This is a genomic window from Shewanella sp. A22 (assembly GCF_053850585.1).
In genome coordinates this window covers 1-26,516 of the sequence record NZ_JBSQBN010000062.1, presented here as the reverse complement: position 1 = coordinate 26,516, position 26,516 = coordinate 1, and the positions used below count along the sequence as shown (strand labels likewise).

Here is a 26,516-nt window from a genome sequence, read left to right as displayed (position 1 = left end):
ATTACATACTAAAGCACTACAATACAAAACGTGGTCATAGTTATAACAATTATATGACACCAACAGCTGCCGAAATGGCAGCATAAAAACGCCCCCTGTTTGTGTACAGTTTTACTTGACCACATCAAAAGCGCTTGTCCCCCTTTGCAAAACCTCAGCGTTCCGGCAACGTTTTCGCTTTTTAACCAAACAATAGCAGCGAAAAATTACGACGGAAAATTATCTAGCTTTTGACCGCGTTTGTAGCCAGCCTCGGCATTAAAACTAATAAGAGAAATACCTGATCTGCGTTGACTCCAAAACAAATTAGGAGGAAATTAGTAGTGCAGGGAACAAAAAAACAAGCAGTTTTTGGTGGGTAATAAAGGTCGAAATCTAACACAAAGCGCTACATTCGTTCCCTTTGGTCACTGGGCCAAAAAACTGCACTGTTAACTGATAATCGTGCAGTTAATATCATTATGCTTAACGTTAGGTTGTATGACATTAATAGGGCACTTGCTAAAGACTTTTTATCCAGAAGGAGTGCATTATGAATAGCAAACTCAATCATGATTATAACGATCACCAACTCGACCATAGTGACCATAAACATGACCACTTAGAGCATCAACAATGGCAAGCCGACCACAGAAACTGGCGTATTGAGCACAGCAAGTTGCTCGCTACCCTGCACAGCATCGAAGCCGAAATTCACCAACATGAAGCGCAAATTCTCGCGCATGAGCACGAAATCATGACTCATGAAATTGAGATTACACGCCATGAAAAATTAATTAGTGCACATGAACGCTCGGGTGAACGAGGTGGGCATAATGGTGCTCAGGTTAACCATGATACTCAACATAAGGCTCATAACGCTTTTGCGAGTAATCATGAGCAATTAAAACAACGTCATCTGTCAATTTGCCATAAGTTAAAAGGGCTGAATCTGTCCTGATGAGCGAAAATCGTTCGTTAATAAACTTGATTGCAACGGCTGTTGGGGTTGACGTCGCTAAAACACATCGAATTACTAGCTGAAGTCAATGCTTTGCTGCGGGAGCGTTACTCTGAAGTTTAGTCGTTACAGAGTAACGCTTATTAATGGATGCATTTACAAGTTTTTGCAATAAGTGTTCATACTTTAATTGCTTCTTATTTCGCAGGAATAAGCATGAAAACCATTGGTATGATTGGCGGTATGAGTTGGGAGTCAACGCAAAGTTATTATTAGGCGATTAACCAGTGGGTTAAGGCGGCTTTAGGTGGGTTACACTCAGCGAAGATTTGTTTGTACAGTGTTGATTTTGCAGAAATTGAAGCTCTGCAACATCAAGGGCTATGGGATGAAACAGCCAAGATATTAGCTGATGCCGCTGTTGCGGTTGAAGCCGGTGGTGCAGATTTTGTGATTATTTGTACCAATACCATGCACAAAGTGGCTGATGAAATACAGTCGAAAATCTCTATCCCGATTTTGCATATTGCTGATGCGACCGCTAAGGTGGGCTTGTTAGGTACCCGATTTATCATGGAACAATGCTTTTTCAAACACAGGATTAGCGACAATTATCCCATTGAAGTGATAGTGCCCAACGAAGATGACCAAACGAGAATTCATGATGTGATATATCAAGAGTTATGTTTAGGCAAAATTAACACGCAATCACGAGAGTCTTATTTAGCCATTATCGATAAGCTCTTTGCTCAAGGCGCACAAGCGGTGATTTTAGGTTGTGCTGAAATTGGCTTGTTAGTGCAACAGCAACACACCCAAGTACCAAATCCATGCTAACAGTGCAGTATCGATGGTATTAGCATAAATAACGCCTTAAGCGAGGTAGCACTTAAGGCGTTGTGTATTAACGTTTAACAATAAAACTAGTCTTTATAAGCACGGCCATAAAAACTGTCTAATAACACTTGTTTAATTTCGCTTATTAATGGATAGCGAGGGTTCGCACCAGTACATTGGTCGTCAAATGCATCTTCAGCGAGCTCATCTAATTTGGCGATAAAGTCTGCTTCATTGACGCCTGCATCTTGAATAGAAGCAGGGATCCCAATGGTCTTCTTAAGCTGTTCTATTTTCTCAATCAGCTTTTCAACCTTTTGCTCATCTGTTTTACCACCAAGTTTTAAGTGCTCGGCAATTGCAGCATAACGACACAGTGCCTTAGGACGATCGTACTGACTAAATGCTGCTTGCTTGGTTGGCATATCAGTCGCGTTGAAACGGATTACGTTTGAAATTAATAACGCGTTGGCTAAGCCATGTGCTAAGTGAAACTCAGCTCCCAATTTGTGTGCCATTGAGTGGCAAACACCTAGGAATGCGTTAGCAAAAGCAATACCTGCTATTGTTGCACCGTTATGTACTTTCTCGCGGGCGACAGGGGATTTTGCACCAAATTCATAAGCGTCTGGTAAGTATTTTACTAGTAAATCAAGAGCTTGTAATGCCTGGCCGTCACTGTATTCGTTTGCCATTACACTGACATACGCTTCTAATGCGTGAGTCACCGCGTCAATACCGCCAAATGCGGTTAACGACTTAGGCATGTCCATCACAAGGTTGGGATCAACAATCGCCATACTAGGCGTCAGTTCATAGTCTGCAATAGGATATTTTTTACCTGTTATTTCATCTGTTACTACCGCAAATGGAGTGACTTCTGAGCCTGTACCTGATGTAGTTGGAATAGCAACCATTTTGGCTTTACGGCCCATTTTAGGAAACTTGTAAATACGTTTACGGATATCCATAAAGCGTAAGGCTAAGTCTGCAAAGTCAACATCTGGGTGTTCGTACATGACCCAGATGATTTTCGCTGCATCCATTGGCGAACCGCCGCCTAATGCAATAATGACGTCGGGTTGAAAGCTGTTAGCCACTTTAGCACCTTGACGAACAATGGCTAATGTTGGGTCGGCTTCGACTTCGTAAAAGATTTCTGTTTCTAGCCCTTGTGCTTTTAAAATTTTTAAGGTTTCGTTGCAATAGCCATTATTGAATAAGAATTTGTCGGTAATGATTAAAGCGCGTTTTTTGTCGTCTAGCTCTTCTAGGGCAATGGGTAAACTGCCACGACGGAAGTAGATTGATGACGGAAGCTTATGCCACAACATGTTTTCAGCCCTTTTAGCGACCATTTTTTTGTTAATTAAGTGACTTGGGCCAACGTTTTCAGAAATTGAGTTACCCCCCCATGAGCCACAACCTAAGGTTAACGATGGTGCTAACTTGAAGTTATATAAGTCACCAATACCGCCTTGTGAGGCAGGAGTGTTAATTAAAATACGCGCGGTTTTCATTCTAAACCCAAAAGCTTTAACGCGTGCTTCTTGGGTGTCTTGATTTGTGTATAAACCAGAGGTATGGCCAATGCCACCTAAGGTGACAAGGGCCTCAGCTTTGTCCATTGCATCGTTAAAGTCTTTGGCTTTGTACATACCCAATAATGGAGATAACTTTTCATGGGCGAATGCTTCAGCTTCATTAATGTTTATGACTTCACCAATCAATACTTTGGTATGACTTGGTACAGTGAAACCTGCCATAGAAGCAATTTTGACGGCACTTTGGCCGACAATATCTGCATTCAATCCGCCATTTTTAAGAATGACATTTTGCATTGCTGCTGTTTCGGCTTTTGATAACATATAGCCGCCGTAGTGTGAAAAACGTTCTTTGACTTGCTTATATATGCTGTCTACCACAATCACGGCTTGTTCAGACGCACACACCACACCGTTGTCGAAGGTTTTAGACATTAAAATTGAACTTACTGCACGTTTAATGTCTGCTGTTTCATCAATTACTATAGGGGTATTACCGGCGCCGACACCAATAGCAGGTTTACCTGACGAGTAGGCCGCTTTCACCATTCCAGGGCCGCCAGTCGCAAGGATTAGATTAATTTTATCGTGAGTCATTAATTGATTTGATAGTGCAACGCTGGGTTGATCTATCCAGCCAATAATATCTTTTGGTGCACCTGCGGCAACTGCGGCTTCTAGTACAATTTTTGCCGCGGTTGTGGTTGAATTTTTGGCTCTTGGGTGGGGTGAAAAGATAATGCCGTTACGGGTTTTTAAACTGATTAAGGCTTTAAAAATGGCTGTTGAGGTTGGGTTGGTTGTTGGTACAATACCACATATTATCCCTACTGGTTCGGCGATAGTAATCGTACCAAAGGTTAAATCTTCAGATAAAATACCGCAGGTTTTTTCATCTTTATACTTGTTGTAAATGTATTCAGATGCGAAGTGGTTTTTAATTACCTTGTCTTCAAGTACCCCCATTCCTGTTTCTGTTGCAGCCATTTTCGCCAATGAAATTCGTGCATCGGCTGCCGCAAATGCTGCGGATCTGAAAATAATGTCAACTTGATCTTGACTAAAATTTGCAAACTGAGCTTGTGCTATTGCAACGCGTTCGACTAATTGGTCAAGCTCTTGGGTGTTGGTGACAGTCATATTGCTTTCCTCAAAAATATTCAACAAATCTTTTTTGCAAAATATTCTTTGTTAATAAAATTACATCTTTTAGGGTCGATATGTTGTGATACTGACCACAAAATGATGGTTTGTGTAATTTTGTTACGGATTTTGAGGGTTTATATCTTTATAAAGGTATAACTATTTAGTGGTCAAAAAAACATTTTAATGATGCTGGAAAAAGCTAATCCACAGTCATGCTTTTAAAAGGCGCAATATTAGTACTAGGGCCTGTTATATGGTTATGACTACATTAATGCAGTCAATATCGGCTAGTTGAGTTATTTATTGTTCTTAATTTAAAACTGATTAATCTCAAATGGTTACAATAGTGCGTTTTATAAGCTACTTAGACATAAAATAAAATAGACTGTTGAATTTAATAATTTTTTACTGTTGATAACGCTTAATAAGTAATCGCTAAACTTAATTTTGCTTATTTAACACGTGAAATGTGATTGACATCAATAAATAGAAAAGAGAATATGCTCAACGAAAGGGCAAATGCTCAGGTGTGGGGCAAAAGCCTAGTAATGGTCTTAAGCATTTGCCAATAAAAAGCTTAGACAATAAAGGTAAGTAAACCCATAGTAAACGGTTTAGACATTTAAGGTTATTGAGATTCATTTAGGTATTCAATATGGCGAGTTTTATGGACACAAATACACAGTTAGTCATTTTTGATTGCGATGGTGTTGTCATTGACAGTGAAGTGTTAAGTGCCAATGTATTAATCGAAAAGTTAGCAGCGTACGGTGCTCATATCGGCATGCCTTTTGTTCAACAACATTTCTTGGGATGTCAATTTGCAACTGTTGCTGCAAAAGTTAACACATTATTATCCATCACATTGCCTAACGATTTTGAAGCCCAGTACCGTGAACAACTTTTGCAAGTATTCGAACACAATTTAACCGTTACAAACGGGATTATATCGGTACTAGCTCAATTAGCTGTACCTTGTTGTATTGCTACAAGTAGCAGTTTGACAAGAACAACCAAGGCCCTGTCAGTTGTTGGATTAACCAATACGTTTAACGATAACGTGTTTACGGCCAGTGACGTAAAAAATGGTAAGCCAGCGCCCGATTTATTTTTACATGCAGCGAAAAGCATGGGGGTGGCACCAGAGCATTGCTTAGTCATTGAAGATAGTTTTTTTGGCGTTAGTGCCGCAATTGCAGCCAATATGCCGGTGATCCATTATGTAGGTGGTGGTCATATAGTTGATAGCATGGGAAATGACTTACACCCAGTATCACAAGCATATCCAATGGTTCCAGTACTACATCATTGGAATCAGTTTAAGCATTTAATACCAACCTTAGTGCGTTGATATTGAATATAAGGAATATCATGGACCATAAATCAAATTCAGAGTTAGCGCGTTTAGAAGATGCAGCACGAGCAGCTTGGTTATATTACGTGGCAAAAAATACTCAGGATGAAATAGCACAAAAGTTAGACGTTTCAAGACAGTCTGCGCAAAGGTTAGTTGCGCTGGCGGTAAGTGAAGGGTTAATTAAAGTTCGTTTAGAGCATCCAATTGCAACGTGTATGGAGTTAGGACAACAGCTTAAGCAAGTATTCAATCTTGTAGAGTGTGAAATTGTACCTAGTGATCCCGCTGACGAACGTTCTGTACATGGTTTAGCACAAGCCAGTGCATCGGTTTTAGAGCGTTATTTAAAATCAGAACAACCTAAGACGTTGGCATTTGGTACCGGTAGAGCATTAAAAGCCTGTATTGATGAATTACCTTCTATGCAGTGCCCGCAACATAAAATTGTGTCGTTACTTGGCAATATGATGTCAGACGGTTCAGCATCAGCATTTGATATCGTCATTAGTATGGCTAATCGTGTGCAGGCAAAGCACTACCCAATGCCTTTACCTGTGTTTGCATATTCAATAGCAGAAAAGAAATTGTTACATGAATTAACACCAGTAAAAAGTATCTTAGCGTTAATTGATCAAGCTGATGCTACATTTGTTGGAGTAGGGCAAATGAGTGAATTATCCCCCTTAATGCTTGATGGATTTATCGACCAGACTCAATTAAATGAATTAGTTTCAGAAAACGCAGCAGGCGAAATAATCAGTTGGGTTTATGACCAACAAGGTAAATTGTTGAATCATCCTATTAATCAATTAGTGATGAGTTCACCATTAACTCCGAATACTAACAAACCTGTTTATGGTATTGCTGCTGGGGAAAGTAAAGTAGATGCTATTTATGCCGCATTATCCGGTAGGCTCATTAATTCACTAATTACCAACGAATATACAGCTAAAAAAATATTAGCTAGAGTAAATAACAATAAATAGTAAGCAAAATAAATAGTAACTAATCAATAAGACCGTGATCTAAATGGGGTTATTATTTCTCATTGTTAGAAATAATAAATAGTCAGTCAAGGTAAGTGGTTTAATTTAATCATCGATTTTTGATGAGGGATTAATTTACCTGTAAGAACAGGAATATAAAAATAATGACAACAAATCAACAAGATCATTCATTCGACCAAATGAATGAAGAGCAACTACCCGTTGCAAAAAATAAACTCCATGGTTGGAAACACTTTGCGGGTTTATATGCAGGGGAGCATGTAGCTGCAACCGAATTTGTTATCGGTGCAACTTTTGTCGCTTTGGGTGCGTCGACCATAGATATTCTATTAGGTTTATTAATTGGTAACTTGCTAGCAATGTGTTCGTGGTGGTTGTTAACGGCACCAATTGCGGTGGAAACGCGATTAAGTTTATATAACTACCTGAACAAAATTGCTGGCGACTCAATGACTAAGCTGTATAACTGGGCTAATGTAATTATTTTCTCAGTCATATCAGCCGCCATGATCACTGTATCGTCGACAGCGGTTCGTTTTTTATTCGACATTCCCGCTCAATTAAATTGGTACCCCAGTAGTTTATGGTTTGTGATGATTGTTTTAGCTGTGGGTTCAATCGTTGTAGTCGTTGCCATGTATGGGTTTTCAACGGTTGCGGATTTTTCTAAAATTTGTGCACCCTGGTTATTTGTTATCTTCATTGCGGGCTCATTCACTTTATTCCCAGCATTATCGAATCATGTCATTGGCAGCACCACATTAACCGGCTGGCATGATTTTATGACAATTGGTGACAGCTCAATTTGGACTGGTGTAAACGATAAGGGCGAGCCTGGAATTGGATTACTCGAAGTGATTGGTTTTGCTTGGGCTGCTAACTCAATTACTCACTTTGGCTTAATCGACATGGCTATTTTCCGCTTCGCGAAGCGTAAAAGTTATGGTTTATTTTCAGGTGTTGGGATGTTCTTCGGCCATTACTTAGCATGGATTTCTGCTGGTATTATGGGCGCTGGCACCGCGGTACTATTAAAAACCACTATTACTCAACTTGATCCTGGTGATGTTGCTTATCATGCGTTAGGTTTTTCAGGCTTTGTCATTATCATTATCGCAGGTTGGACGACCGCTAACGCTAATTTATACCGTGCAGGTCTTGCTGCGCAGTCAATCTTTGTTAGTCAATCTCGTGAACGTACCACAGCTATTGTTGGTTTAGTCACTGTGGTGATTGCGTGTTTCCCGTTTGTGTTTTCGCAGATGTTACCGTTACTGACCTATGCTGGCCTATTAGTTGTACCAGTCGGTGGTATTGTGTTTGCTGAGCACGTATTGTTTCCTAAAATTGGACTAACTCGTTATTGGGCAAAATATCAAAATCTGTCTAAAAGCACACCCGCAATTGCATCTTGGGCATTAGCGTTAGTGTTTGGGTTTGGTTTAAATAGTCTCGATATAATTTCATTTTACTACTTATTTATACCAACGTGGATATTCACCATTATTATTTATACCGTATTGGCTAAAAAATATGGTGCAGATTTAGATTATACAGATGCCATATTATTAGATGAAAAAGAACAGCAACAAATTGCTGAATATCAATATGAAATGGCCAAAGACGATACACCACAAATTGAAGACTCAAGTAAGTTAACTCTATTATTAAATGGCTTTGCGTTTGTATCATTAGTTGTTATTAGTATATTGGCCGTTAACGTTATGTTTTATAGTCCAACGATGGAAATATATACCGATAATAAATCCTTATTTGAAACAGTTTGTTTTGCTTGTACTGTCATTTATTTTAGTTGTTCATATGTCGCCCTGAAACGACATAAAAAATTAAATTTATAATCTAATATTATTGACTCAAGTCTAATGATGTTAATAAAACATGAGGCTTGAGTTAGCAGTGTTATTTCATCGAGATAACACATACATCCATATTGTATAACTATTTTATGAGGCACTATCCGTCATGGATCATTCTCAACAATCAAGCGTTCAACTTAACTCGTTAAACCAACAAAGTTTGTCAACATTAGCGACTAATGTTGATGTGCCAAAATATGATCGTAGCAAGTTAACAGCTGGGATAGTGCATATTGGGGTAGGCGGTTTTCATCGTGCTCACCAAGCCATGTATATCAATGAGTTATTGAAGCAACCAGGTTCTGAGTCTTGGGCGATTTGTGGCGTCGGTTTGTTAGAAGCTAACCGTAGTTTACGTGATGTGTTGGTAAAACAAGACTATTTGTACACTTTAACGGTACGTCACCCAAATGGTCAGATTGATCATCAAGTGATGGGCTCTATGATTGATTTTCTATTTGCCCCTGACAATAAACAGCAGGTCATTGATAAACTTGTCAATCCTCAAACCAAAATTGTGTCATTAACCATTACCGAAGGTGGTTACAACTTTAACCCAGCTACTGGTGAGTTTGATTATAGTAACAAAGACATTATTCATGACATGAACCATCCTGAAGACCCGAATACGGCATTTGGATATTTGACCGCCGCATTAAAGCAACGCAAAGCTCTCGGTATGAAGCCTTTTACAATCCAGTCTTGTGACAACATTCAGCACAACGGCGATATGACCCGTAAAATGCTATTGGCGTTTGTGAATAAAAATGACGTTGATTTAGGGCAATGGATTGAAGCAAATGTCGCATTTCCAAATGCGATGGTTGATCGGATTACCCCTGTAACAACGAAAGCAGATATTGAATATGTTGCAAACACGTTACACATTAACGATGAATGGCCAATCACGTGCGAAGCTTTCACTCAATGGGTCATAGAAGACAACTTTAGTGATGGCCGTCCAGCGTTAGATACCGTTGGTGCGCAATTTGTCAATGACGTGACGCCATTTGAAAAAATGAAGATCCGTTTATTAAACGCAGGCCATTCAGTATTAGGTCTACTCGGTTCTATACAGGGTTTTGCGACCATTGATGAATCAGTATCAGATCCATTATTTGCAGCCTACTTACGTCGTTTTATGGACGATGAAGTTACGCCGTTAATTGAACAGCTAGAAGGGATTGATTTAACACAATATAAAGACACCTTAATTGAGCGTTTTGCCAATCCAAACATTAAAGACAGCTTAGCGCGTATTTGTTTAGAAAGTTCAGCCAAATTGCCAAAATTTATTATCGCTACTATTCACGAAAATATTGCATTAGGCCGTGATACTTCATTGGCAACGTTAGTCATTGCGACCTGGTGTTTATACAGTGACAAACGTGTCGATCAACAAGGGAAAGCGTTAGATATTAACGATCAAATGTCTACTCAGTTACATGAATTTTCCAGTAAAACAGCACAAGATCCGTTAGCTTTTTTACAGTTAACCGATTTATTTGGTGATCTCAACAATCAAGCGAGTTTCTGTAAAGATTATCGTCAAGCGATTACAGCCCTATATCTGCCGGGTAGCGATATTAAAACAATCATGCAAGCAAGATTACAAGCGAAGAGTTAATTATGAGTAATAGCGTATTAATGAGTCATAAAGCCACAATTGATATTAATATCACCTGCTTTGGTGAAGTATTGTGGGATTGTTTCCCTGATGGTAAACGTGTTGGTGGTGCACCTTTAAATGTGTGCGTTAGACTTAATGCTTTGGGCATCAAGGGGTCAATGATCAGTGCCGTTGGCGATGATCAATTAGGCCACGAATTACTGAGTTTTATTGATGAACGTGGTGTTAATCGCGATGGTATCGCCATTGACCCAATCAATAGTACCAGCACAGTCCAAGTCACTTTAGATAAAAATGGTTCAGCATCTTACGAAATCGTCGCCGATACCGCTTGGGATAATGTGGTTTTGACCGATGCTATTATCGAACAAGTCAATCGTGCTGACGTATTGGTTTTTGGCAGTTTAATTGGGCGAAGTGCTGTGTCTTTCGCTACGTTAACAGCCTTAGTGGAGCAGGCGTCGTTTTCGGTGTTCGACGTTAACTTACGAGCACCGCATTACCAAATTGAAAATGTAGTTAATTTGATGAAAAAAGCTAATTTCATCAAATTAAATGATGATGAGCTCTATGAAATAGCACAAGCCATGGGCTCACCATATAATTCATTAGAGCAAAACTTGGATTTTATTGCTGGACAAACCCAAACTCAATACTTGTGTGTGACTAAAGGCAGTCATGGTGCATTACTGAGTGTTGCAGGGCAGAAGTATTATAATTCAGGTTACTTAGTCAATGTTGTGGATACTGTTGGAGCAGGAGATTCATTTTTAGGATCGTTATTGTATCAATTATGCAGTGATGGTGATCCGCAGTATGCTGTTGACTTTGCTTGCGCCGTAGGTGCTATGGTTGCCCAGTCTCATGGTGCAACACCAATTCTTGCGTTAAGTGATATCCAAGCGTTTATGCAGCCGAATAACGTTTATGTAACAAATGAGGTATGAAAAAGTGAAGTGTCGTGTGTAGTTTGGGTTAGTTCCCCTTTAGTTGACCCATTAGCGCTTGGTTGCATAACCCAGCGCTTTTTTTCGTCTAATTATTGTTCGTTACTTAACTCTAAAATACCTGCGGTTTTAGAACCGAATAACTGTTGATGTAAGCGGCCTGCAAATTCATCAGTCATCCCTGAAATATAATCAGCAATAACGCGCATTGGATTTGTTTGTTCTGAGGTTGCTGTTAACCATCGTTCGCGGGTATTTAATGGCAATAAACGTTCTGGATCTGACGCAAACGCTTCAAATAATTCCATTACAATTTGTTGTCCTTTGTATTCAAGCATTTGTATCTCTGGTTTACGTATAACGTATTTAAACACTAGCTGTTTTAAGACATGTAAGGTACTGGCAAAGTCAGGTTGTAACTCAGCATTGTATTTCAACAAATCAGCGTGAAAGTTTTGGTTGGTATGAATACTGATTGCGGTAACAAACCCATTGACGAGTGTGCCGATGGCATCCTTACGAAGATGGTGTTCATGGGAAAATAATTTATTACCAATTCGTGCTATTTCATGCTTTAACCATTCATCGTTAATGTCGCGTAATTGGTCAACAACATCAACTTGCCATTGGTGCTGATTAACAATGCCCATGACGATAGCATCTTCTAAATCATGGACAGCATAAGCAATGTCATCTGCTAATTCCATGATGGAACAATCCAACGATTTGAACCGTGTTTTAAAGTGTGGATAAGTTGCATTCACTAAGCTTTGTTCACTGCTGATAAACAGTTTGCGGTCATTGTTATCAAGTGCAGATAACACCCAATCAATAATGGAACTGTCATCATCAAACAACCCTTTAACGGGTGGCCATTCAGACGGTTTTAATTGTCTGTGATTGGCTATGTCAGGTCGTTGCAAATCAATGAATAATTGTGAATGGGGCGCGGGATATTTCATGATACCCAGTAAAGTCCGGCGAGTGAGGTTCATCCCCCACGATGGCGTATAGGGTTCTAAGCGAGTCAAAATTCGAAATGTTTGTCCATTGCCTTCAAAGCCACCGTGATGGCGCATCATGTAATTTAACGCAACTTCGCCACCATGACCAAAAGGTGGGTGTCCAATATCGTGGGCTAGGCAAATAGACTCAATGAGGCTCATTGAATTGAGTAAATACCTTAGTTCCGGATATTTACGGCGTAATTGAGCGGTAATGCCCGTACCTATTTGCGATACTTCTAAGGAATGTGTTAACCGAGTTCGATAAAAATCATTCATGCCAACACCTAATACTTGGGTTTTGGCTTGTAAGCGCCGAAAAGCAGCAGAATGAAGTATTCGAGCACGGTCCCGTTGAAATGGGCTGCGATGATCATTACGGCGTTGCTTATCTTCACCTAATAAACGTTGATGCCACATATTGTCTTGCTGTTCTGTTGTCGTATTAGGCATAAGCATCCTTACAGCATTTGATTAATTTCATCTAAATTTAACGTAAAACTAGGGATAAAACAGTCTCTAAAGTAACGTACAGCCGGATTAGGGTTAGCATTGAGCATTTGTTCTAAGCGCTTACGGGCACTGTTAAACTCGCTGTTACCGGCTTTTTGTTCTTCTAAGCATTTAAGATAGGCGCACAAGGTATCAGCCGCTTTGACGATGGCTTTATATTGTGGATCGGCTTCGTCACTAATAAATAAACTGCGGTAGTCTTCTTTAAACTCATCGGGTACCATTTCGAGCATACGTTGTTCTGCTATCGCTTCAATTTTCTTGTATTCGGCTTCTATTTCTTTGTTGAAGTATTTAACTGGTGTAGGTAAATCACCCGTTAAAATTTCACTGGCATCATGATAAATAGCTATAGTTGCGGCTTGGTTAGCATCTAAATTGGTCGCAAACTTTTTATTGCTGATGATGACTAATGCATGGGCAACCATAGCGACTTGTAATGAATGTTCTTGTACGTTTTCACGGCGCACGTTATACATTAACGGCCAACGTTGAATTAGCTTCATTCGAGCTAGATGGGCAAATAGATGGCTCATGAGACTCCTTACTGCGCTCAATAGATTCTGTCAGCTTACATGAGCTTATCAATAAAAAAAAGCGACTGTTCAGTCGCTTAGTATTTTATTTCATAAAGAGGGGGCTACTGTCGGTAGTCTTCTAAAAATTCACCAAATTCGACAAGGGCTTTAGTTAAATCTTCTTTATGGGGTAAGAATACCACTCGAAGGTGATCTGGCTCTGGCCAGTTAAATGCACTACCTTGTACAAGAAGGATTTTTTTGCTCTTTAATAAATCAAGTACTAGGCGTTCATCATCACGTAAATTGAATTTTTTCATGTCCAATTTCGGAAACGCATACAAGGCACCTTTGGGTTTTTTACAACTCACCCCAGGGATTTGATTCAGTAAATCGTACACTGCATCACGTTGCACGGTTAAGCGGCCAGTAGGTAAAATCAATTCATTAATTGACTGATAACCGCCTAAAGCTGTTTGAATGGCATGTTGATTAGGAACGTTGGCACACAAGCGCATTGAAGCAAGCATTTCTAAGCCTTCGATATAGCTTTTAGCGGCTTTTAAATTGCCTGATAACATCATCCAACCGACACGAAAACCTGCCGCGCGATAGGCTTTCGATAAGCCATTAAAAGTAATCGTTAAAATATCATCCGATAAACCTGCCGCAGGAATGTGTTTGGCTTCATCATAGAGGATTTTGTCGTAGATTTCGTCGGCGAATAAAATCAAATTGTGTTGCCGACAAAGCTCAATAACCCGTAACAATAATTCTTTACTATACACTGCACCAGTTGGGTTATTAGGATTTATCAACACAATTGCACGGGTGCGACTGCTGATTTTACTGATGATGTCATCTAAGTCTGGAAACCAATCGGCTTCTTCGTCGCAGCGATAATGTACGGCTTTTCCACCGGCTAAGTTAGCCGCAGCAGTCCATAGCGGATAATCAGGCGAGGGGATAAGTACTTCGTCATCGGCATTCAGCAATCCTTGCATGGCCATTACTATCAATTCTGATACACCATTACCTATGTAAATATCTTCAATATCGACGCCAAATATACCTTGCGCTTGATAGTGTTGAACAATGGCTTTACGGGCAGAAAATAATCCTTTTGATTCGCAGTAACCTTGGGCACTCGGAAGGTTCAAAATGACGTCGCGAACAATTTCTTCTGGCGCTTCAAATCCAAACGGAGCTGGATTACCAATATTCAATTTTAAAATACGGTGACCTTCGTCTTCTAAGCGGCGGGCTTCTTTGTGTACGGGTCCGCGAATGTCATAACAAACGGAATCAAGCTTATTGGATTTGATAATGGGTCGCATACTACTACTCTCAATAACTAAATACGGCTTAAGTTAGCGAACCATAACGAATTTATTGATATTGTGAAAGAGGCAAATGAGGAAAATGAACAATAATATTAGTGATAAATGCTGATTTTAACAGTAAATTAGCCTTTGCTTTAGTGTTTTACGCTGCTTTTTGTGGTTCTTTTGTTCTTTTATCATGTTTAATCACAAAAAAGCCAGCACTACGTGCTGGCTTTTACTGAGTTAACTTGTGTTATTACTATTTAGCTAATAACCAACATTTACCCAAATTAAACGCGCTTCTTGAACTCGCCTGTACGAGTATCAATTTCAATCTTGTCACCAACTTTAACAAAATCAGCAACAGTAACAGTACCGCCACCAGTAATTGTTGCTGGCTTCATAACTTTACCTGATGTATCACCACGAGCAGAAGGTTCTGTGTAGATAACTTCACGAACGATATGAACAGGTAATTCAACAGAAATGGCTTTACCTTCATAGAAGGTAACTTGGCACATGTCTTCCATACCATCGATGATATACGCAGCTGCATCACCGAGGTTGTCAGCTTCAACATCATATTGGTTGTATTCTTCATCCATGAATACATACATAGGATCTGAAAAATATGAGTAAGTACAATCAAGACGTTCTAAAATGATGTCGTCTAATTTGTCTTCACCCTTAAAAGTTTGTTCAGTGCCAGAATCTAACAATACGTTTTTTAATTTTAACTTAACGATTGCAGCGTTACGGCCAGAACGAGTTGTTTCAGTCTTCTGAACAACCCATGGGCTGCCATCTAACATGATCACGTTACCAGGACGGATTTCATGAGCAGTTTTCATTTCACTATTTCCTATATATTTGGACTTTTTTTATTTATCGAGCAGTATCTTAGGTATTGTTAACGAATTGAACGAGTCGACTCGCAAGATCTGCATCATTTAACGCGTTAATCGGCCATTTAATAGCATGTTGCTTCAAAGACAAATTAACAGAAAGTAAGTGTTGCCAGTGTTTAACTACCGCGTTTGTGTTTTCTTGGTTGAAGGCCAGATTCACCTCAGACCAAGCGGTAGCAATTTCCGGAGCCAGATTATCGCAGTAAATTTGCATAAAAGCTTGTAATTTTACCAAGTGATAATCATCTTCTTGTGGATAAATGTGCCATATAAAGGGTTTTGCAGCCCATTGAGCACGTAAAAACGAATCTTCACCCCGAACAATATTAAAATCGCAGCTCCATAGCAAGCGATCAAAGCCATTTTGATCTGTCATGGGCAATATATGTAGGGTTAAACCACCAATGGTAAATTGTTGACCGGGCATCAAATCTTCAATGGCACAAGGAAACAAATTCACTAAGCTGTTTAAACTTCGCCCTTTAGGGATGAGAGCATGGATTGGGGTGGATGATGTTTGCCATAATTCACACAAAGCAATTAAGGCTGCCGTTTCATAACTAAAGACACTGATGACAGTATCTTGGGCAGAAATCCCCCGTAACCCGAGCTTTTTAAACAATGTTAATTTGTGTTTAGGCTCTGATTGCCATTCGTCGCGTTGGCTAAATAAATCTCGCTCACAAATAAGCCCACCCGTCTTAGCGTTAAAACCAGGAAAATAGAACCACTTTTTGACCCCATTAGGTTGGGTTGATGGTAGCCCATGGCAACCATCAACCCAATCTTCAGCACAGAGATATTCTAAGTTAAGCCAAGTCGGGGCTTGAGTATCTGGGTGGTGATGTCGTTGTTCAATCTGGACTTTAACTTGTGATGGTAATTCACAGGCGAAAGCTTCAATGATGACTTCCCCCGCATTAAACTCAATATTTAGTGGAATGTTCCATTGAAATATATTCACTCCAAAAAATGATTGCTGTGTTTTGTAGGGATCAAGTTTAGGTAATATATGCGAAAAACTCAGTAAGTCGTCAACCCACAAATTAATCGGGATGTTATATTCTGCAACCAATTGTTTAGCTAAACGCCAAGTGACGCCTATGTCGCCATAGTTATCAACAACGGCACAAAAGATATCCCAATGATTTTGAGTTAAACAGGTACTATTGGTTGGCATATTAATGGTTACTTAACATTTAAGGTAAACGTTAGACATTAAAAAGCGGCAATAATGCCGCTTTTTATCATAAAAATATGTACTTGATTAGTCTTCTAACTCAGCTAAACACATTTCTTCATAAATTTGCTTAACCCAGCCGTCAACTCGTTCTTCAGTTAGCTCTGGTTGACGATCTTCGTCAATCCCTAAACCGACAAAATGCTTGTCATCAGCCATACCTTTAGAAGCTTCAAAATTATAGGTGTCAGTTGGCCAATGACCAATAATAATACCACCACGAGCTTCTACGATATCACGGATCATTCCCATAGCATCGAGGAAGTATTCTGCATAATCTTCTTGGTCACCACAACCAAAAATCGCGACTAATTTATCGGTAAAATCGATTTGCTCTAGTTCTGGGAAAAAATCATCCCAATCACACTGTGCTTCGCCATAATACCATGTTGGAATACCGAACATTAGCAAATCATAGTCGGCTATTTGTTCTTTGGTACTCTTTGCGATGTCTTTAACATCAAGCATACTTTTGCCCAGTTTTTTCTGGATCATTTTGGCTACGGCTTCGGTGTTGCCTGTGTCACTACCGAAAAAAAGACCTACAGTTGCCATTGTCTATCCTTTAAATATCTAGTTCGCGTTGTGCGATGTGCTAAAAACGTCTCAGTTGTCGAGTTGCTGTTGCAGAATAAATTCGATTAACTGACTACGGCTGATGTTACTGTTCAAAGCTTGTTGGTTCAAGGCATCATACAAATCTTGTGACACTTTTAACTCTATTCGCTTTAAACCGTTAGCGCGATCACGCTGAATTTGGTTGCGCTTATTGATCTTTAATTGCTGTTCCCGAGAGAGTGGGTTACTTCTCGGACGCCCTCGGCGTGTTTCTGCGGAAAAAAGGTCAATAGTCGTTCTATCTGTTGTTTCTTTTGCCATTGTACTCTTTAACCGATCCCAGAGCCTTCCCAGGTCATCTGAATAATACCTTTTGCAATAAACCCGGCACAGCCAAGGAATAAAACTAACCAAACAATAAATCGACCAAATTTAGGCACATCACCTTGTTTAAGCACATCATGGATAGCCATGCCGATAAAAAAGAATATCGATGCGAAAAACAAGTTTAAGCCAACGGCTTCAATTTGTTCCATGTATTGGTTTAACATACTTCTACCTTCGCAATTAACAGTCTGGCGAAAAGAGGGCGAGAATATACCACATCATGTTTCAATCGGCTATGTTCAAAAAGGTAAATATTTTAAAATCAACCTTGGTTTTGTTCAATAAACTCCGCCACAATACGATTAAATATTTCAGGTTTTTGTGCGTGTAGCCAATGTCCTGTTCCATTCAGTGTTTTAGCGCTTGCTTGGGGAAATTGACGCATAATGTCTTCACGGTATTCTGCCGTTATATAGTTTGAATCACCGCCACGGATAAATAGTGCTGGTTTATCAAAATGACTGTCGTTATTTAATGGTAAATCCCAGCCAATAATATGGTCATAAGAATGAATTAACCCATGTAAATTCATTTTCCATTCAAAGCCAGTGTCCGTACGTTGTAAATTTTTTAACAAAAATTGAGACGTTGGCTCATCAATGCCTGAATCCATCAAATGGGTTAATGCAGATTGACGAGTAGTGCTGGTATTTAATATTAAACTGGTTAATCCCGCGAAAACATCTTGGTGCCTTGGGCTATACGCGACAGGAGCGATGTCTGCTATGACGATGCTGATTATTCGCTCTGGATGTAAAAGTGCCATAGCCATAGCAATTTTACCTCCCATAGAATGACCAACCACGTGGACTTGTGTAAGTTGCAGGGCATCAAGTACGTCAATCATTGCATCTGCAAGTTGAGGATAATCCATGTTATCCCAATGTTCACTTAAGCCATGGTTTGGAACATCAACTCGTATCACTTGATGTTGATTTTCTAGCGTGCTGCCAAGATTTTTCAGATTATCAAGATTACCAAACAGTCCATGAATAAGTAGGACAGGTACACCTTGACCAGAAGATACATAATGCATACTGCGATAAGCTCGTTAGGGCGATTAATGTCGAGGATTTTGCTGCAATGAGCGATTCAAATCAAGGTTTGATGATTGTTACCACGATTGTTGATGATATTTTAAACGGCTTTTCATAAAAATGTAGCAATATAATGCAATTAATGATTTTGCCACTTTATTAGTAGGTTAAGCATGGCTTACACTGGACTAAATATTTTGATCGCAGTCAGTGCTTTTTGATCTGCGATACCGAACGACTTAGCGCTTATATAAAATGACTAGGCGCTTATATCAATAGTTATCTAGTGACAACGACAGATGGAAAAGGATTACGCTAATGAAATACATTGAAATTGACGAAGAACTTTATCGTTTTATTGCTAGTAAAACGGAACGTATCGGCGAAAGTGCTTCAGATATTTTACGTCGTTTGTTGAACCTTTCGGTCGAAAATATTGATATCAGTTTACCCGCAGATATCAGTCAGCCAAGCCTAGAATCAAGCGCGGTGACAAATCGGAATGAAGTTTTTGAGCAAGCAACCGCAGCGGTAAAGAAAGTCATCTCGGAGCAAAATAATCCCGTTCAGCAGGGATCAGTAACAGACGATATGGTTCCGTCAGCCACTATAGATTTTGATGCTATTGTGAATCAACATGTATTGAGTCAACAGAAAGGTGCGGTAGGACGTTTTATGTATTTGCTAGCGAATCTTGAGTCTACAGCTCGCAGTGAATTTGCTAAAGTGCTTCATGTCCAAGGTAAAGGACGTCTATATTTTGCCCGCTCTAAACAGGCATTATTAGATTCAAGTAAATCTTCAAACCCCAAAGAAATTGCTTCAAGTGGATTTTGGGTTACAACCAATAATAATACCGCTAAAAAACAAACCATTTTAACTGAGGTTTTAGAGCATTTAGGTTGTGATAGTCAAAGGGCGAAGAGCATAGCAGAACACATTTAAATGTTAGGATATACCAATAATTAATTTGCCCTTTACTTACAGGAGACCAATTTTGGCCATTCATCAACGCGCAGGACAGCAAGCTTTACAAACGGATTTAGTGAATATTCCTAAATTGATGAGTCATTATTATCGTATTATTCCTAATGTGGAAGATGCGCTGCAAAAAGTGACATTTGGTACATCTGGTCATCGTGGGAGCGCTTTTAACGCCAGCTTCAATCAAAATCATATTTGGGCCATTACTCAAGCTGTTGTCGATTACCGACATTCGGCCAATATTACAGGGCCAATGATTGTCGGTTTTGATACCCATGCACTTTCGTATGCTGCTTTTATGTCTGTAATAGAAGTATTGACGGCAAATCAGGTTAGGATATTAATCCAACAAGACGACGGTTTTACGCCAACACCGGTTGTATCCCAGACGATTGTACGTAAAAACGCCTCAAATCCAGACGCATTAGTCGATGGGTTAATTATTACACCATCGCATAATCCACCTCAAGATGGGGGCATTAAATATAATCCACCACATGGTGGACCAGCAGAAGCAGAAATCACTAAGATTATTGAATCAAAAGCGAACCAATATTTAGCTGACCAATTATCTGGCGTTAAGAAAGTTAACTATGGTATCGCAATAAAATCTGGTTGGGTTAATGAAGTGGATTTTATTGCTCCTTATGTTGAGTCACTTATCGAAGTTATCGACATGGAAGCCATTCGAAATGCCAATATCCGTATTGGTGTCGATCCATTAGGTGGTTCTGGGATTTATTACTGGGAACACATATCTGCTCGTTATGGTCTAAATATTACTTTAGTGAATGACAAAGTTGACCCTACATTTGGTTTTATGCCTTTAGATAAAGACGGTAAGATCAGGATGGACTGTTCCTCACCTTATGCAATGGCGGGGCTATTGTCCCATAGTGATCATTATGATTTATGTGTTGGTAACGATCCTGACTATGACCGTCACGGTATAGTCTGCCCAGGTTTTGGTTTAATGAATCCAAACCATTATCTGGCAGTGGCTATCGATTACTTGTTGACACATCGTCCGCGGTGGAGCAAATCATTGGCGATCGGCAAAACCTTAGTTTCTAGTGCAATGATAGATCATGTGTGTAATGCATTAGGTCGACAATGTCTAGAAGTGCCAGTTGGTTTTAAATGGTTTGTTGAAGGCTTAGCCAATAGCACAATTGCCTTTGGTGGCGAAGAAAGTGCAGGTGCATCTTTTCTAAAACGAGATGGCAGCACATGGTGTACTGATAAAGACGGCTTTATTTTAGCATTACTTGCGGCTGAAATTTTAGCGGTAACGGGCAAGACACCAGCACAACGCTATCAAGAGTTAACGGCAGAGTTTGGTGAGAGTTTTTATACTCGTATAGACAGCCCAATAAGTATGAAGAAAAAAGCCAAGTTCGACCTGTTAAACGCAGACAGTTTTACTGACACTGAGTTGGCTGGTGAGGCGATAACAGCAATTTTAAGCCATGCACCAGGCAATCATGCTGCAATTGGTGGCATTAAAATCACGTCAGAGAATGGATGGTTTGCTGCACGTCCATCGGGTACGGAGGCTCTTTTTAAAGTGTATGCCGAAAGCTTTATTAGCCAACAACATTTACATGACATCGTCACCCAAGCACAAGCAATGATTGATGCTGCATTAAAAAGTTAATTATTCTCATTACCTGACTGTTTACAAAAAAGCACTGACTATTCAGTGCTTTTTTTGTTGCGAACAGAAATACAGCTACCATCACAATTATTAAAATAGCGACAATAACCGAGTTGCTTTATGCCTTTTATGTGCTTTACTTCTAGTAAGTAATGACTGCAATGGACGTGTTAGGTTTTTGCATTATTGCCGTTAACAATTCAGTGGGCGCTGCTTATGCAGGAACCATAAAACGCTGCTTTTAAATGCCCACCGTTATTGTTTTTAGTTTGTTATATTAATGTTAACACTGCTTTGCCAATATGGATATCGCAAAATTACCTAAATATTGATGTTACCCCTCATATTGACTTCTTATTGATAGAATAAATGTGAATTAGGGGAGTATAATTTTATAAACGGTGCATTTTTTGCAGTAAGTAATATTATATAACACACTAATTTTGTTGGTTTAATTGTTTGCGTCTCAGTCTGTGTATATTTTGTGATCTGTGTATTAACAATGAGATAAACAAATTTGAGCCAAATGCTCAAAATGAGAAATTTTGTAAATTTCTTTTCTCATTTTGAGAATTTTTAATAACAGATGTAAAAAATACATCGACTCATCGTGCTAATTAACCGAGAAAACGCCCATGAATACTATTAATGCCTTATTTCGTCGAATAAAAATTTCAAGTCGGTTATTACTAATGCTCTGCATTGCTGGTGTAGCAACTGCTGTTATGTTTATGTTTTCATTAAATAATATTGAAAATTTGTTGCATAAAGAGAAACAGCAAAAATTAATCGCATTAGTGGATGTCGCAGATGCAATTGTGAGTCAATATTATACTCTTTCTCAGCAAGGCGTCATGTCTGAGGAAGATGCTAAAGCAGCGGCATTAGGCGCGTTAAATGATATACGTTATGAAGGTAAAGAATATTATCTAACCCAAAGTATTGAAGGTGTGATGTTACAACACCCATTTGCGGCCAAAATTGTTGGTGTCAACGTAATCGAGATGAAAGATCCAACAGGGCTTTTGATAACAAAAGAATTTATAAAACAATCTGCTAATAATAAATATGGCACGGTCTATTACATGTGGAATAAGCCAAATGAAAAGGTGCCCAGTCCAAAAGTATCAGTTGTAAAGCGTTTTGAGCCTTGGGGGTGGATGATTGGGACAGGCATTTTTATTGATGATATCGAAGAGGATAAGCTTGCTTTCTCTGGTGAATATCTGCTTGTAACCATTATTGTTGGCTTGCCAGTATTATTGTTACTTATCATCATTTCTAGCAGTATTACCGTTCCCTTAAAACAAACCATATCTGCTTTTGAAAATATCGCTCGAGGTGAGGGGGATTTAACCTTACGCTTGTCAGAATCGGGTGATGATGAATTAAAACAGTTTGCTGGATATTTTAATATATTCGTGACTAAAATTCAGACTTTGGTGAAAGAGGTCTCAAAATCCGGGGCTCATAGCCGTGATCTTGCTTTAGCGTTAGAGAATATCTCTTCCGAAGCCAACACGATTACTCATAATATGCAACGTGAAACCGAAAGTGCAGCAACGGCGATTCATGAAATGTCGATGGCAGCTTCTCAGGTGGCCGCTAATGCACAGAATGCAGCGGATAGTGCAAATGTCGCTAATGAGGAAGCAGATAAAACAAATGTTGTAGTCGATTTAGCGGTAGTGAAAATTAATGATTTATCGGAAGAGCTGTTAATCACCACCGATGCCGCGCAAGAGTTACAAACTAATTTTGCAAAAATTGGTACTATTTTAGACGTTATCGTTAGTATTGCAGCACAAACCAACCTTCTTGCTTTAAATGCAGCGATTGAAGCCGCCAGAGCGGGTGAAGCCGGTAGAGGGTTCTCTGTTGTTGCTGATGAGGTGCGGTCTTTAGCAAGTAGAACACATGAGTCGACTCAGCAGATTGATAGTATTATTGATGAGTTAAGAACATCTGTTGAAAGTGTCAATACATCCGTGGTTCGAGCCAGAACTCAATCATCAGAATCTGTTGCGGAAACGATTAAAGTGGCGGATGCATTAGGCGTCATTAAGTCGTCAATTAATCAGATATTAGAGATGAATATTCACATTGCTTCTGCAACAGAAGAACAAAGCGCTGTAATCACTGAATTAAATATAAATGTGACTCGTATTAGCGATATCTCTGTTGATAATCAAAAGAAAAGTGATCAAATTGATGCCACAAGTGAAAAAATTAAAAACGGCTATAAAGATTTAGACTTGCTCATTTCAACATTTAAAGTGTAGTTGGCTAACCTAAATTATTCAGTCTGTTATTTGATTGGTGTTACACATTAAGCAATCTTAAAAAAGCCGTGACAATTATTCATGTCACGGCTTTTTTATGCAACTAATGTACTTTGTGATTAATGAATATCAAATCGATCAGCGTTCATCACTTTGGTCCATGCATTGATAAAGTCTCTGACGAATTTTTCTTTTGCATCATCTTGAGCATATACTTCTGCGTAGGAGCGTAAAATTGAATTTGATCCGAATACCAAGTCGACTCGGGTGGCTGTCCATTTTACCTTATCAGTTGTACGTTCAACGATATGATACAAATTTCGACCGGCGGGTTTCCAGCTGTATGACATATCAGTTAATGTGACAAAAAAGTCATTTGATAACACGCCTACATTGTCAGTAAATACCCCATGTTTGGTGTTATCGTAGTTGGTGCCTAATACCCGCATACCACCAACGAGTACCGTCATTTCTCGGGCTGTTAATCCCATTAGTTGAGTGCGATCTAACATCATTTCTTCTGGTTGAACGACATAATCTTTCTTTTGCCAATTACGATAAGCATCATGAAGTGGCTCTAAAACGTCAAATGATTCGGCATCGGTTTGCGCTTGTTTTGCATCACCCCGACCCGCGGTAAAAGGTACAGAAGCATTAATACCAGCGGCTACTGCTGCTTTTTCTACTGCTGCAGTGCCTCCCAGTACAATTAGGTCTGCCATACTGATTGGTTTGGCTAATTTAGCTTGAATTGCCGTTAAAGCATTTAACACTTTTTGTAATCTTAGTGGTTCGTTACCTTGCCAATCTTTCTGTGGTGCTAATCTAATACGCGCACCATTGGCACCGCCACGATAATCTGAACCACGGAAGGTACGAGCGCTGTCCCATGCAGTTGTTACCAGCTCTGCAATGCTTAAGCCACTGGATAAGATCTTAGCCTTTAGCTCGATAATTTCATGCTCTGTTAAGCTATAGTCAACTTGTGGAATAGGGTCTTGCCAAATGAGTTCTTCTGCAGGAACTTCGGCACCAAGGTAACGACTTTTTGGTCCTAGATCTCTGTGGGTTAACTTAAACCACGCTCGCGCGAATATGTCTGAAAAATAGGCCGGATCTTTATAAAAACGTTCTGAAATCTTGCGGTATTCAGGATCCATTTTCATCGCCATATCAGCGTCAGTCATTATGGGATTCAAACGAATCGATGGGTCTTCTACGTCAACAGGTTTATGCTCATCTTTTATGTTGATGGGTTCCCATTGCCAAGCACCTGCTGGGCTTTTTTTAAGTTCCCATTCGTAATTTAGTAATAAATCAAAATAGCCATTGTCCCATTGAGTTGGGTGAGTTGTCCAAGCGCCTTCAATACCACTTGTGACAGTATCTCGGCCTATTCCACGGCTTGTTTTGTTTAGCCAACCTAAACCTTGGTCTTCAAGTTCTGCACCTTCAGGATCCGCCTCTAGGTTTTCTGCACGACCATTACCATGACATTTACCAACAGTATGCCCACCCGCCGTTAGGGCAACGGTTTCTTCGTCGTTCATTGCCATACGAGCGAAAGTGATGCGAATATCATGAGCCGTTTTTAATGGGTCGGGATTACCGTCAACGCCTTCTGGGTTAACGTAAATCAATCCCATCATGACTGAGGCTAGTGGATTTTCAAGGTCTCTCTCACCAGAATAGCGACTATTGGGGTTATCGCTTGGGGCTAACCATTGTTTTTCAGATCCCCAATAGATGTCTGTTTCAGGGTGCCAAATATCGGCGCGACCACCAGCAAATCCGAATGTTTTAAGGCCCATAGATTCATAGGCAACTGTACCCGCTAATATAATTAAATCGGCCCAAGATAAATTGTTGCCGTATTTTTTTTTGATTGGCCACAAAAGACGTCGAGCTTTATCTAAGTTGACATTATCAGGCCAGCTATTGAGTGGAGCAAAACGTTGATTACCAGTGCCAGCACCACCACGCCCATCTGCGATACGATAAGTGCCTGCTGAATGCCACGCCATGCGGATCATTAATCCACCATAATGGCCCCAATCAGCTGGCCACCAATCTTGGCTATCTGTCATTAATAAGTTCAAGTCTTTTTTTACTGCTGCGAGATCGAGACTGTTGAATGCTTTTCGGTAATCAAATGCCGGATCCATCGGGTCGGTTTTTGTATCATGCTGGTGGAGAATATCGAGATTGAGCGATTTAGGCCACCAGTCCATCTTACTGGTGTCATTGGAGGTGTTGCTGCCATGCATAACAGGGCATTGTCCTTGCTTTTGTTGTGCTGTGTCCATGATATGTTCCTTTCTCACTATAATAGCTTAAATTTTATGGATCATTGGATTGCCATAACAGGCTAACCGACCGTGACAACGATTGAAAGCGACTTTTATCGCTTTAGTTAATCGGTTTTTTGATAGATAATTTCTTGTCGCAATATCAATCGTATGGCGATTAAATATACAGCCTGCTAGCATAAAGATTAAGCTAATATGCTTATATGAATGATGATCCAAGTCATAAGATGTGTGTATGTTTTGCGACTGTTTTGATGTGCGTTTTTAATAGTATGCGCAATTGATATTATAGGCGTAGGCGATGTTTAAGCCGCGTTGATACAAGCTTTTTGGGTCGGAAACAAAAAGATAATAAGATGGTATTAATAGGCCCAAGTGCCATCTTATACCAATCCTATTAAATATGTGATCTTTCAGCGGGAGTTCAAAGTGCTGTAGGCAAGGCAGATGATTGAAGCGAATAGTGATCCTCGGTAACAAGCTCCTGCGTTACTCTACCTCCAGCATCT

20 protein-coding genes and 1 pseudogene are annotated in these 26,516 nt (G+C 39.7%); 10 read left to right on the top strand and 11 right to left on the bottom strand.

Annotation, left to right across the window (positions count from 1 at the left end):
* Positions 1-532: 532 nt before the first annotated feature.
* The gene (locus ACWXWT_RS12380) at positions 533-940 is read left to right on the top strand and encodes a hypothetical protein (protein WP_456041884.1); all 408 of its coding nucleotides are present in this window, start codon (positions 533-535) and stop codon (positions 938-940) included.
* Positions 941-1,156: 216 nt separating this feature from the next.
* Positions 1,157-1,777, top strand: a pseudogene (locus ACWXWT_RS12375) (aspartate/glutamate racemase family protein).
* Positions 1,778-1,863: 86 nt separating this feature from the next.
* On the opposite strand, the gene adhE reads toward ACWXWT_RS12375, so the two are convergent.
* Positions 1,864-4,461, bottom strand: a complete 2,598-nt coding sequence (adhE, locus tag ACWXWT_RS12370) for a bifunctional acetaldehyde-CoA/alcohol dehydrogenase (RefSeq protein WP_456041883.1) — start codon at positions 4,459-4,461, stop codon at positions 1,864-1,866.
* A gap of 673 nt (positions 4,462-5,134) precedes the next feature.
* Between adhE and ACWXWT_RS12365 the strand changes: the two genes are divergently transcribed.
* From ACWXWT_RS12365 to ACWXWT_RS12345, 5 genes are all read left to right on the top strand, one after another.
* Positions 5,135-5,818, top strand: a complete 684-nt coding sequence (locus ACWXWT_RS12365) for an HAD family hydrolase (RefSeq protein WP_456041882.1) — start codon at positions 5,135-5,137, stop codon at positions 5,816-5,818.
* Between the two features lie 20 nt (positions 5,819-5,838).
* A complete protein-coding gene (locus tag ACWXWT_RS12360) occupies positions 5,839-6,810 on the top strand; it encodes a sugar-binding transcriptional regulator (RefSeq protein WP_456041881.1) in 972 nt (323 codons plus the stop codon).
* Between the two features lie 164 nt (positions 6,811-6,974).
* Entirely contained in the window at positions 6,975-8,690 is a 1,716-nt protein-coding gene (locus ACWXWT_RS12355; RefSeq protein WP_456041880.1) for a purine-cytosine permease family protein, read from the top strand.
* Between the two features lie 124 nt (positions 8,691-8,814).
* A complete protein-coding gene (locus ACWXWT_RS12350; protein ID WP_456041879.1) occupies positions 8,815-10,335 on the top strand; it encodes a mannitol dehydrogenase family protein in 1,521 nt (506 codons plus the stop codon).
* Positions 10,336-10,337: 2 nt separating this feature from the next.
* The gene (locus ACWXWT_RS12345; RefSeq protein WP_456041878.1) at positions 10,338-11,285 is read left to right on the top strand and encodes a carbohydrate kinase family protein; all 948 of its coding nucleotides are present in this window, start codon (positions 10,338-10,340) and stop codon (positions 11,283-11,285) included.
* Between the two features lie 92 nt (positions 11,286-11,377).
* Here ACWXWT_RS12345 and ACWXWT_RS12340 read toward each other — a convergent pair whose 3' ends face one another.
* The 9 genes from ACWXWT_RS12340 to ACWXWT_RS12300 form a co-directional block, all read right to left on the bottom strand.
* Positions 11,378-12,742: an anti-phage deoxyguanosine triphosphatase gene (locus ACWXWT_RS12340; RefSeq protein ID WP_456041877.1), complete on the bottom strand. Its 1,365-nt coding sequence runs from the start codon at positions 12,740-12,742 to the stop codon at positions 11,378-11,380.
* 8 nt (positions 12,743-12,750) lie between these two features.
* Positions 12,751-13,338 (bottom strand): 5'-deoxynucleotidase, encoded by a 588-nt coding sequence (gene yfbR / locus ACWXWT_RS12335; protein ID WP_456041876.1) that lies wholly within the window; start codon positions 13,336-13,338, stop codon positions 12,751-12,753.
* Between the two features lie 104 nt (positions 13,339-13,442).
* Positions 13,443-14,657: a pyridoxal phosphate-dependent aminotransferase gene (locus ACWXWT_RS12330; protein ID WP_456041875.1), complete on the bottom strand. Its 1,215-nt coding sequence runs from the start codon at positions 14,655-14,657 to the stop codon at positions 13,443-13,445.
* 278 nt (positions 14,658-14,935) lie between these two features.
* Entirely contained in the window at positions 14,936-15,496 is a 561-nt protein-coding gene (efp, locus tag ACWXWT_RS12325) for an elongation factor P (protein ID WP_456041874.1), read from the bottom strand.
* A gap of 49 nt (positions 15,497-15,545) precedes the next feature.
* A complete protein-coding gene (gene earP / locus ACWXWT_RS12320; RefSeq protein ID WP_456041873.1) occupies positions 15,546-16,733 on the bottom strand; it encodes an elongation factor P maturation arginine rhamnosyltransferase EarP in 1,188 nt (395 codons plus the stop codon).
* Positions 16,734-16,820: 87 nt separating this feature from the next.
* Complete coding sequence (gene fldA / locus ACWXWT_RS12315; protein ID WP_456041872.1) at positions 16,821-17,348, bottom strand: flavodoxin FldA; 528 nt, start codon at positions 17,346-17,348, stop codon at positions 16,821-16,823.
* Positions 17,349-17,399: 51 nt separating this feature from the next.
* Positions 17,400-17,672: a LexA regulated protein gene (ybfE, locus tag ACWXWT_RS12310; RefSeq protein ID WP_456041871.1), complete on the bottom strand. Its 273-nt coding sequence runs from the start codon at positions 17,670-17,672 to the stop codon at positions 17,400-17,402.
* Between the two features lie 8 nt (positions 17,673-17,680).
* A complete protein-coding gene (locus tag ACWXWT_RS12305; protein WP_137227048.1) occupies positions 17,681-17,902 on the bottom strand; it encodes a DUF2788 domain-containing protein in 222 nt (73 codons plus the stop codon).
* Positions 17,903-18,000: 98 nt separating this feature from the next.
* Positions 18,001-18,774 carry an alpha/beta fold hydrolase gene (locus ACWXWT_RS12300; protein WP_456041870.1) on the bottom strand — a complete coding sequence of 258 codons (774 nt, stop codon included), beginning with the start codon at positions 18,772-18,774 and terminating at the stop codon, positions 18,001-18,003.
* Between the two features lie 319 nt (positions 18,775-19,093).
* Between ACWXWT_RS12300 and seqA the strand changes: the two genes are divergently transcribed.
* The 3 genes from seqA (at position 19,094) to ACWXWT_RS12285 (ending at position 23,698) form a co-directional block, all read left to right on the top strand.
* A complete protein-coding gene (seqA, locus tag ACWXWT_RS12295) occupies positions 19,094-19,720 on the top strand; it encodes a replication initiation negative regulator SeqA (RefSeq protein ID WP_456041869.1) in 627 nt (208 codons plus the stop codon).
* 52 nt (positions 19,721-19,772) lie between these two features.
* Positions 19,773-21,416 carry a phosphoglucomutase (alpha-D-glucose-1,6-bisphosphate-dependent) gene (pgm, locus tag ACWXWT_RS12290; RefSeq protein ID WP_456041868.1) on the top strand — a complete coding sequence of 548 codons (1,644 nt, stop codon included), beginning with the start codon at positions 19,773-19,775 and terminating at the stop codon, positions 21,414-21,416.
* Between the two features lie 635 nt (positions 21,417-22,051).
* A complete protein-coding gene (locus ACWXWT_RS12285) occupies positions 22,052-23,698 on the top strand; it encodes a methyl-accepting chemotaxis protein (protein WP_456041867.1) in 1,647 nt (548 codons plus the stop codon).
* 119 nt (positions 23,699-23,817) lie between these two features.
* On the opposite strand, the gene katG is transcribed toward ACWXWT_RS12285, so the two are convergent.
* Positions 23,818-26,004: a catalase/peroxidase HPI gene (katG, locus tag ACWXWT_RS12280; protein ID WP_456041866.1), complete on the bottom strand. Its 2,187-nt coding sequence runs from the start codon at positions 26,002-26,004 to the stop codon at positions 23,818-23,820.
* Positions 26,005-26,516 lie beyond the last annotated feature (512 nt).

Excerpts from the sequence above, each read along its gene's own strand:
- seqA (WP_456041869.1), top strand. The coding sequence starts at position 19,094 with ATGAAATACATTGAAATTGACGAAGAACTTTATCGTTTTATTGCTAGT.
- ACWXWT_RS12360 (WP_456041881.1), top strand. The coding sequence starts at position 5,839 with ATGGACCATAAATCAAATTCAGAGTTAGCGCGTTTAGAAGATGCAGCA.
- fldA (WP_456041872.1), bottom strand. The coding sequence starts at position 17,348 with ATGGCAACTGTAGGTCTTTTTTTCGGTAGTGACACAGGCAACACCGAA.
- ACWXWT_RS12345 (WP_456041878.1), top strand. The coding sequence starts at position 10,338 with ATGAGTAATAGCGTATTAATGAGTCATAAAGCCACAATTGATATTAAT.
- ACWXWT_RS12330 (WP_456041875.1), bottom strand. The coding sequence starts at position 14,657 with ATGCGACCCATTATCAAATCCAATAAGCTTGATTCCGTTTGTTATGAC.
- ACWXWT_RS12340 (WP_456041877.1), bottom strand. The coding sequence starts at position 12,742 with ATGCCTAATACGACAACAGAACAGCAAGACAATATGTGGCATCAACGT.
- ACWXWT_RS12305 (WP_137227048.1), bottom strand. The coding sequence starts at position 17,902 with ATGTTAAACCAATACATGGAACAAATTGAAGCCGTTGGCTTAAACTTG.
- katG (WP_456041866.1), bottom strand. The coding sequence starts at position 26,004 with ATGGACACAGCACAACAAAAGCAAGGACAATGCCCTGTTATGCATGGC.
- ACWXWT_RS12380 (WP_456041884.1), top strand. The coding sequence starts at position 533 with ATGAATAGCAAACTCAATCATGATTATAACGATCACCAACTCGACCAT.
- earP (WP_456041873.1), bottom strand. The coding sequence starts at position 16,733 with ATGCCAACCAATAGTACCTGTTTAACTCAAAATCATTGGGATATCTTT.
- ACWXWT_RS12355 (WP_456041880.1), top strand. The coding sequence starts at position 6,975 with ATGACAACAAATCAACAAGATCATTCATTCGACCAAATGAATGAAGAG.
- ACWXWT_RS12300 (WP_456041870.1), bottom strand. The coding sequence starts at position 18,774 with ATGCATTATGTATCTTCTGGTCAAGGTGTACCTGTCCTACTTATTCAT.
- ACWXWT_RS12350 (WP_456041879.1), top strand. The coding sequence starts at position 8,815 with ATGGATCATTCTCAACAATCAAGCGTTCAACTTAACTCGTTAAACCAA.
- ACWXWT_RS12365 (WP_456041882.1), top strand. The coding sequence starts at position 5,135 with ATGGACACAAATACACAGTTAGTCATTTTTGATTGCGATGGTGTTGTC.
- adhE (WP_456041883.1), bottom strand. The coding sequence starts at position 4,461 with ATGACTGTCACCAACACCCAAGAGCTTGACCAATTAGTCGAACGCGTT.
- yfbR (WP_456041876.1), bottom strand. The coding sequence starts at position 13,338 with ATGAGCCATCTATTTGCCCATCTAGCTCGAATGAAGCTAATTCAACGT.
- efp (WP_456041874.1), bottom strand. The coding sequence starts at position 15,496 with ATGAAAACTGCTCATGAAATCCGTCCTGGTAACGTGATCATGTTAGAT.
- ACWXWT_RS12285 (WP_456041867.1), top strand. The coding sequence starts at position 22,052 with ATGAATACTATTAATGCCTTATTTCGTCGAATAAAAATTTCAAGTCGG.
- ybfE (WP_456041871.1), bottom strand. The coding sequence starts at position 17,672 with ATGGCAAAAGAAACAACAGATAGAACGACTATTGACCTTTTTTCCGCA.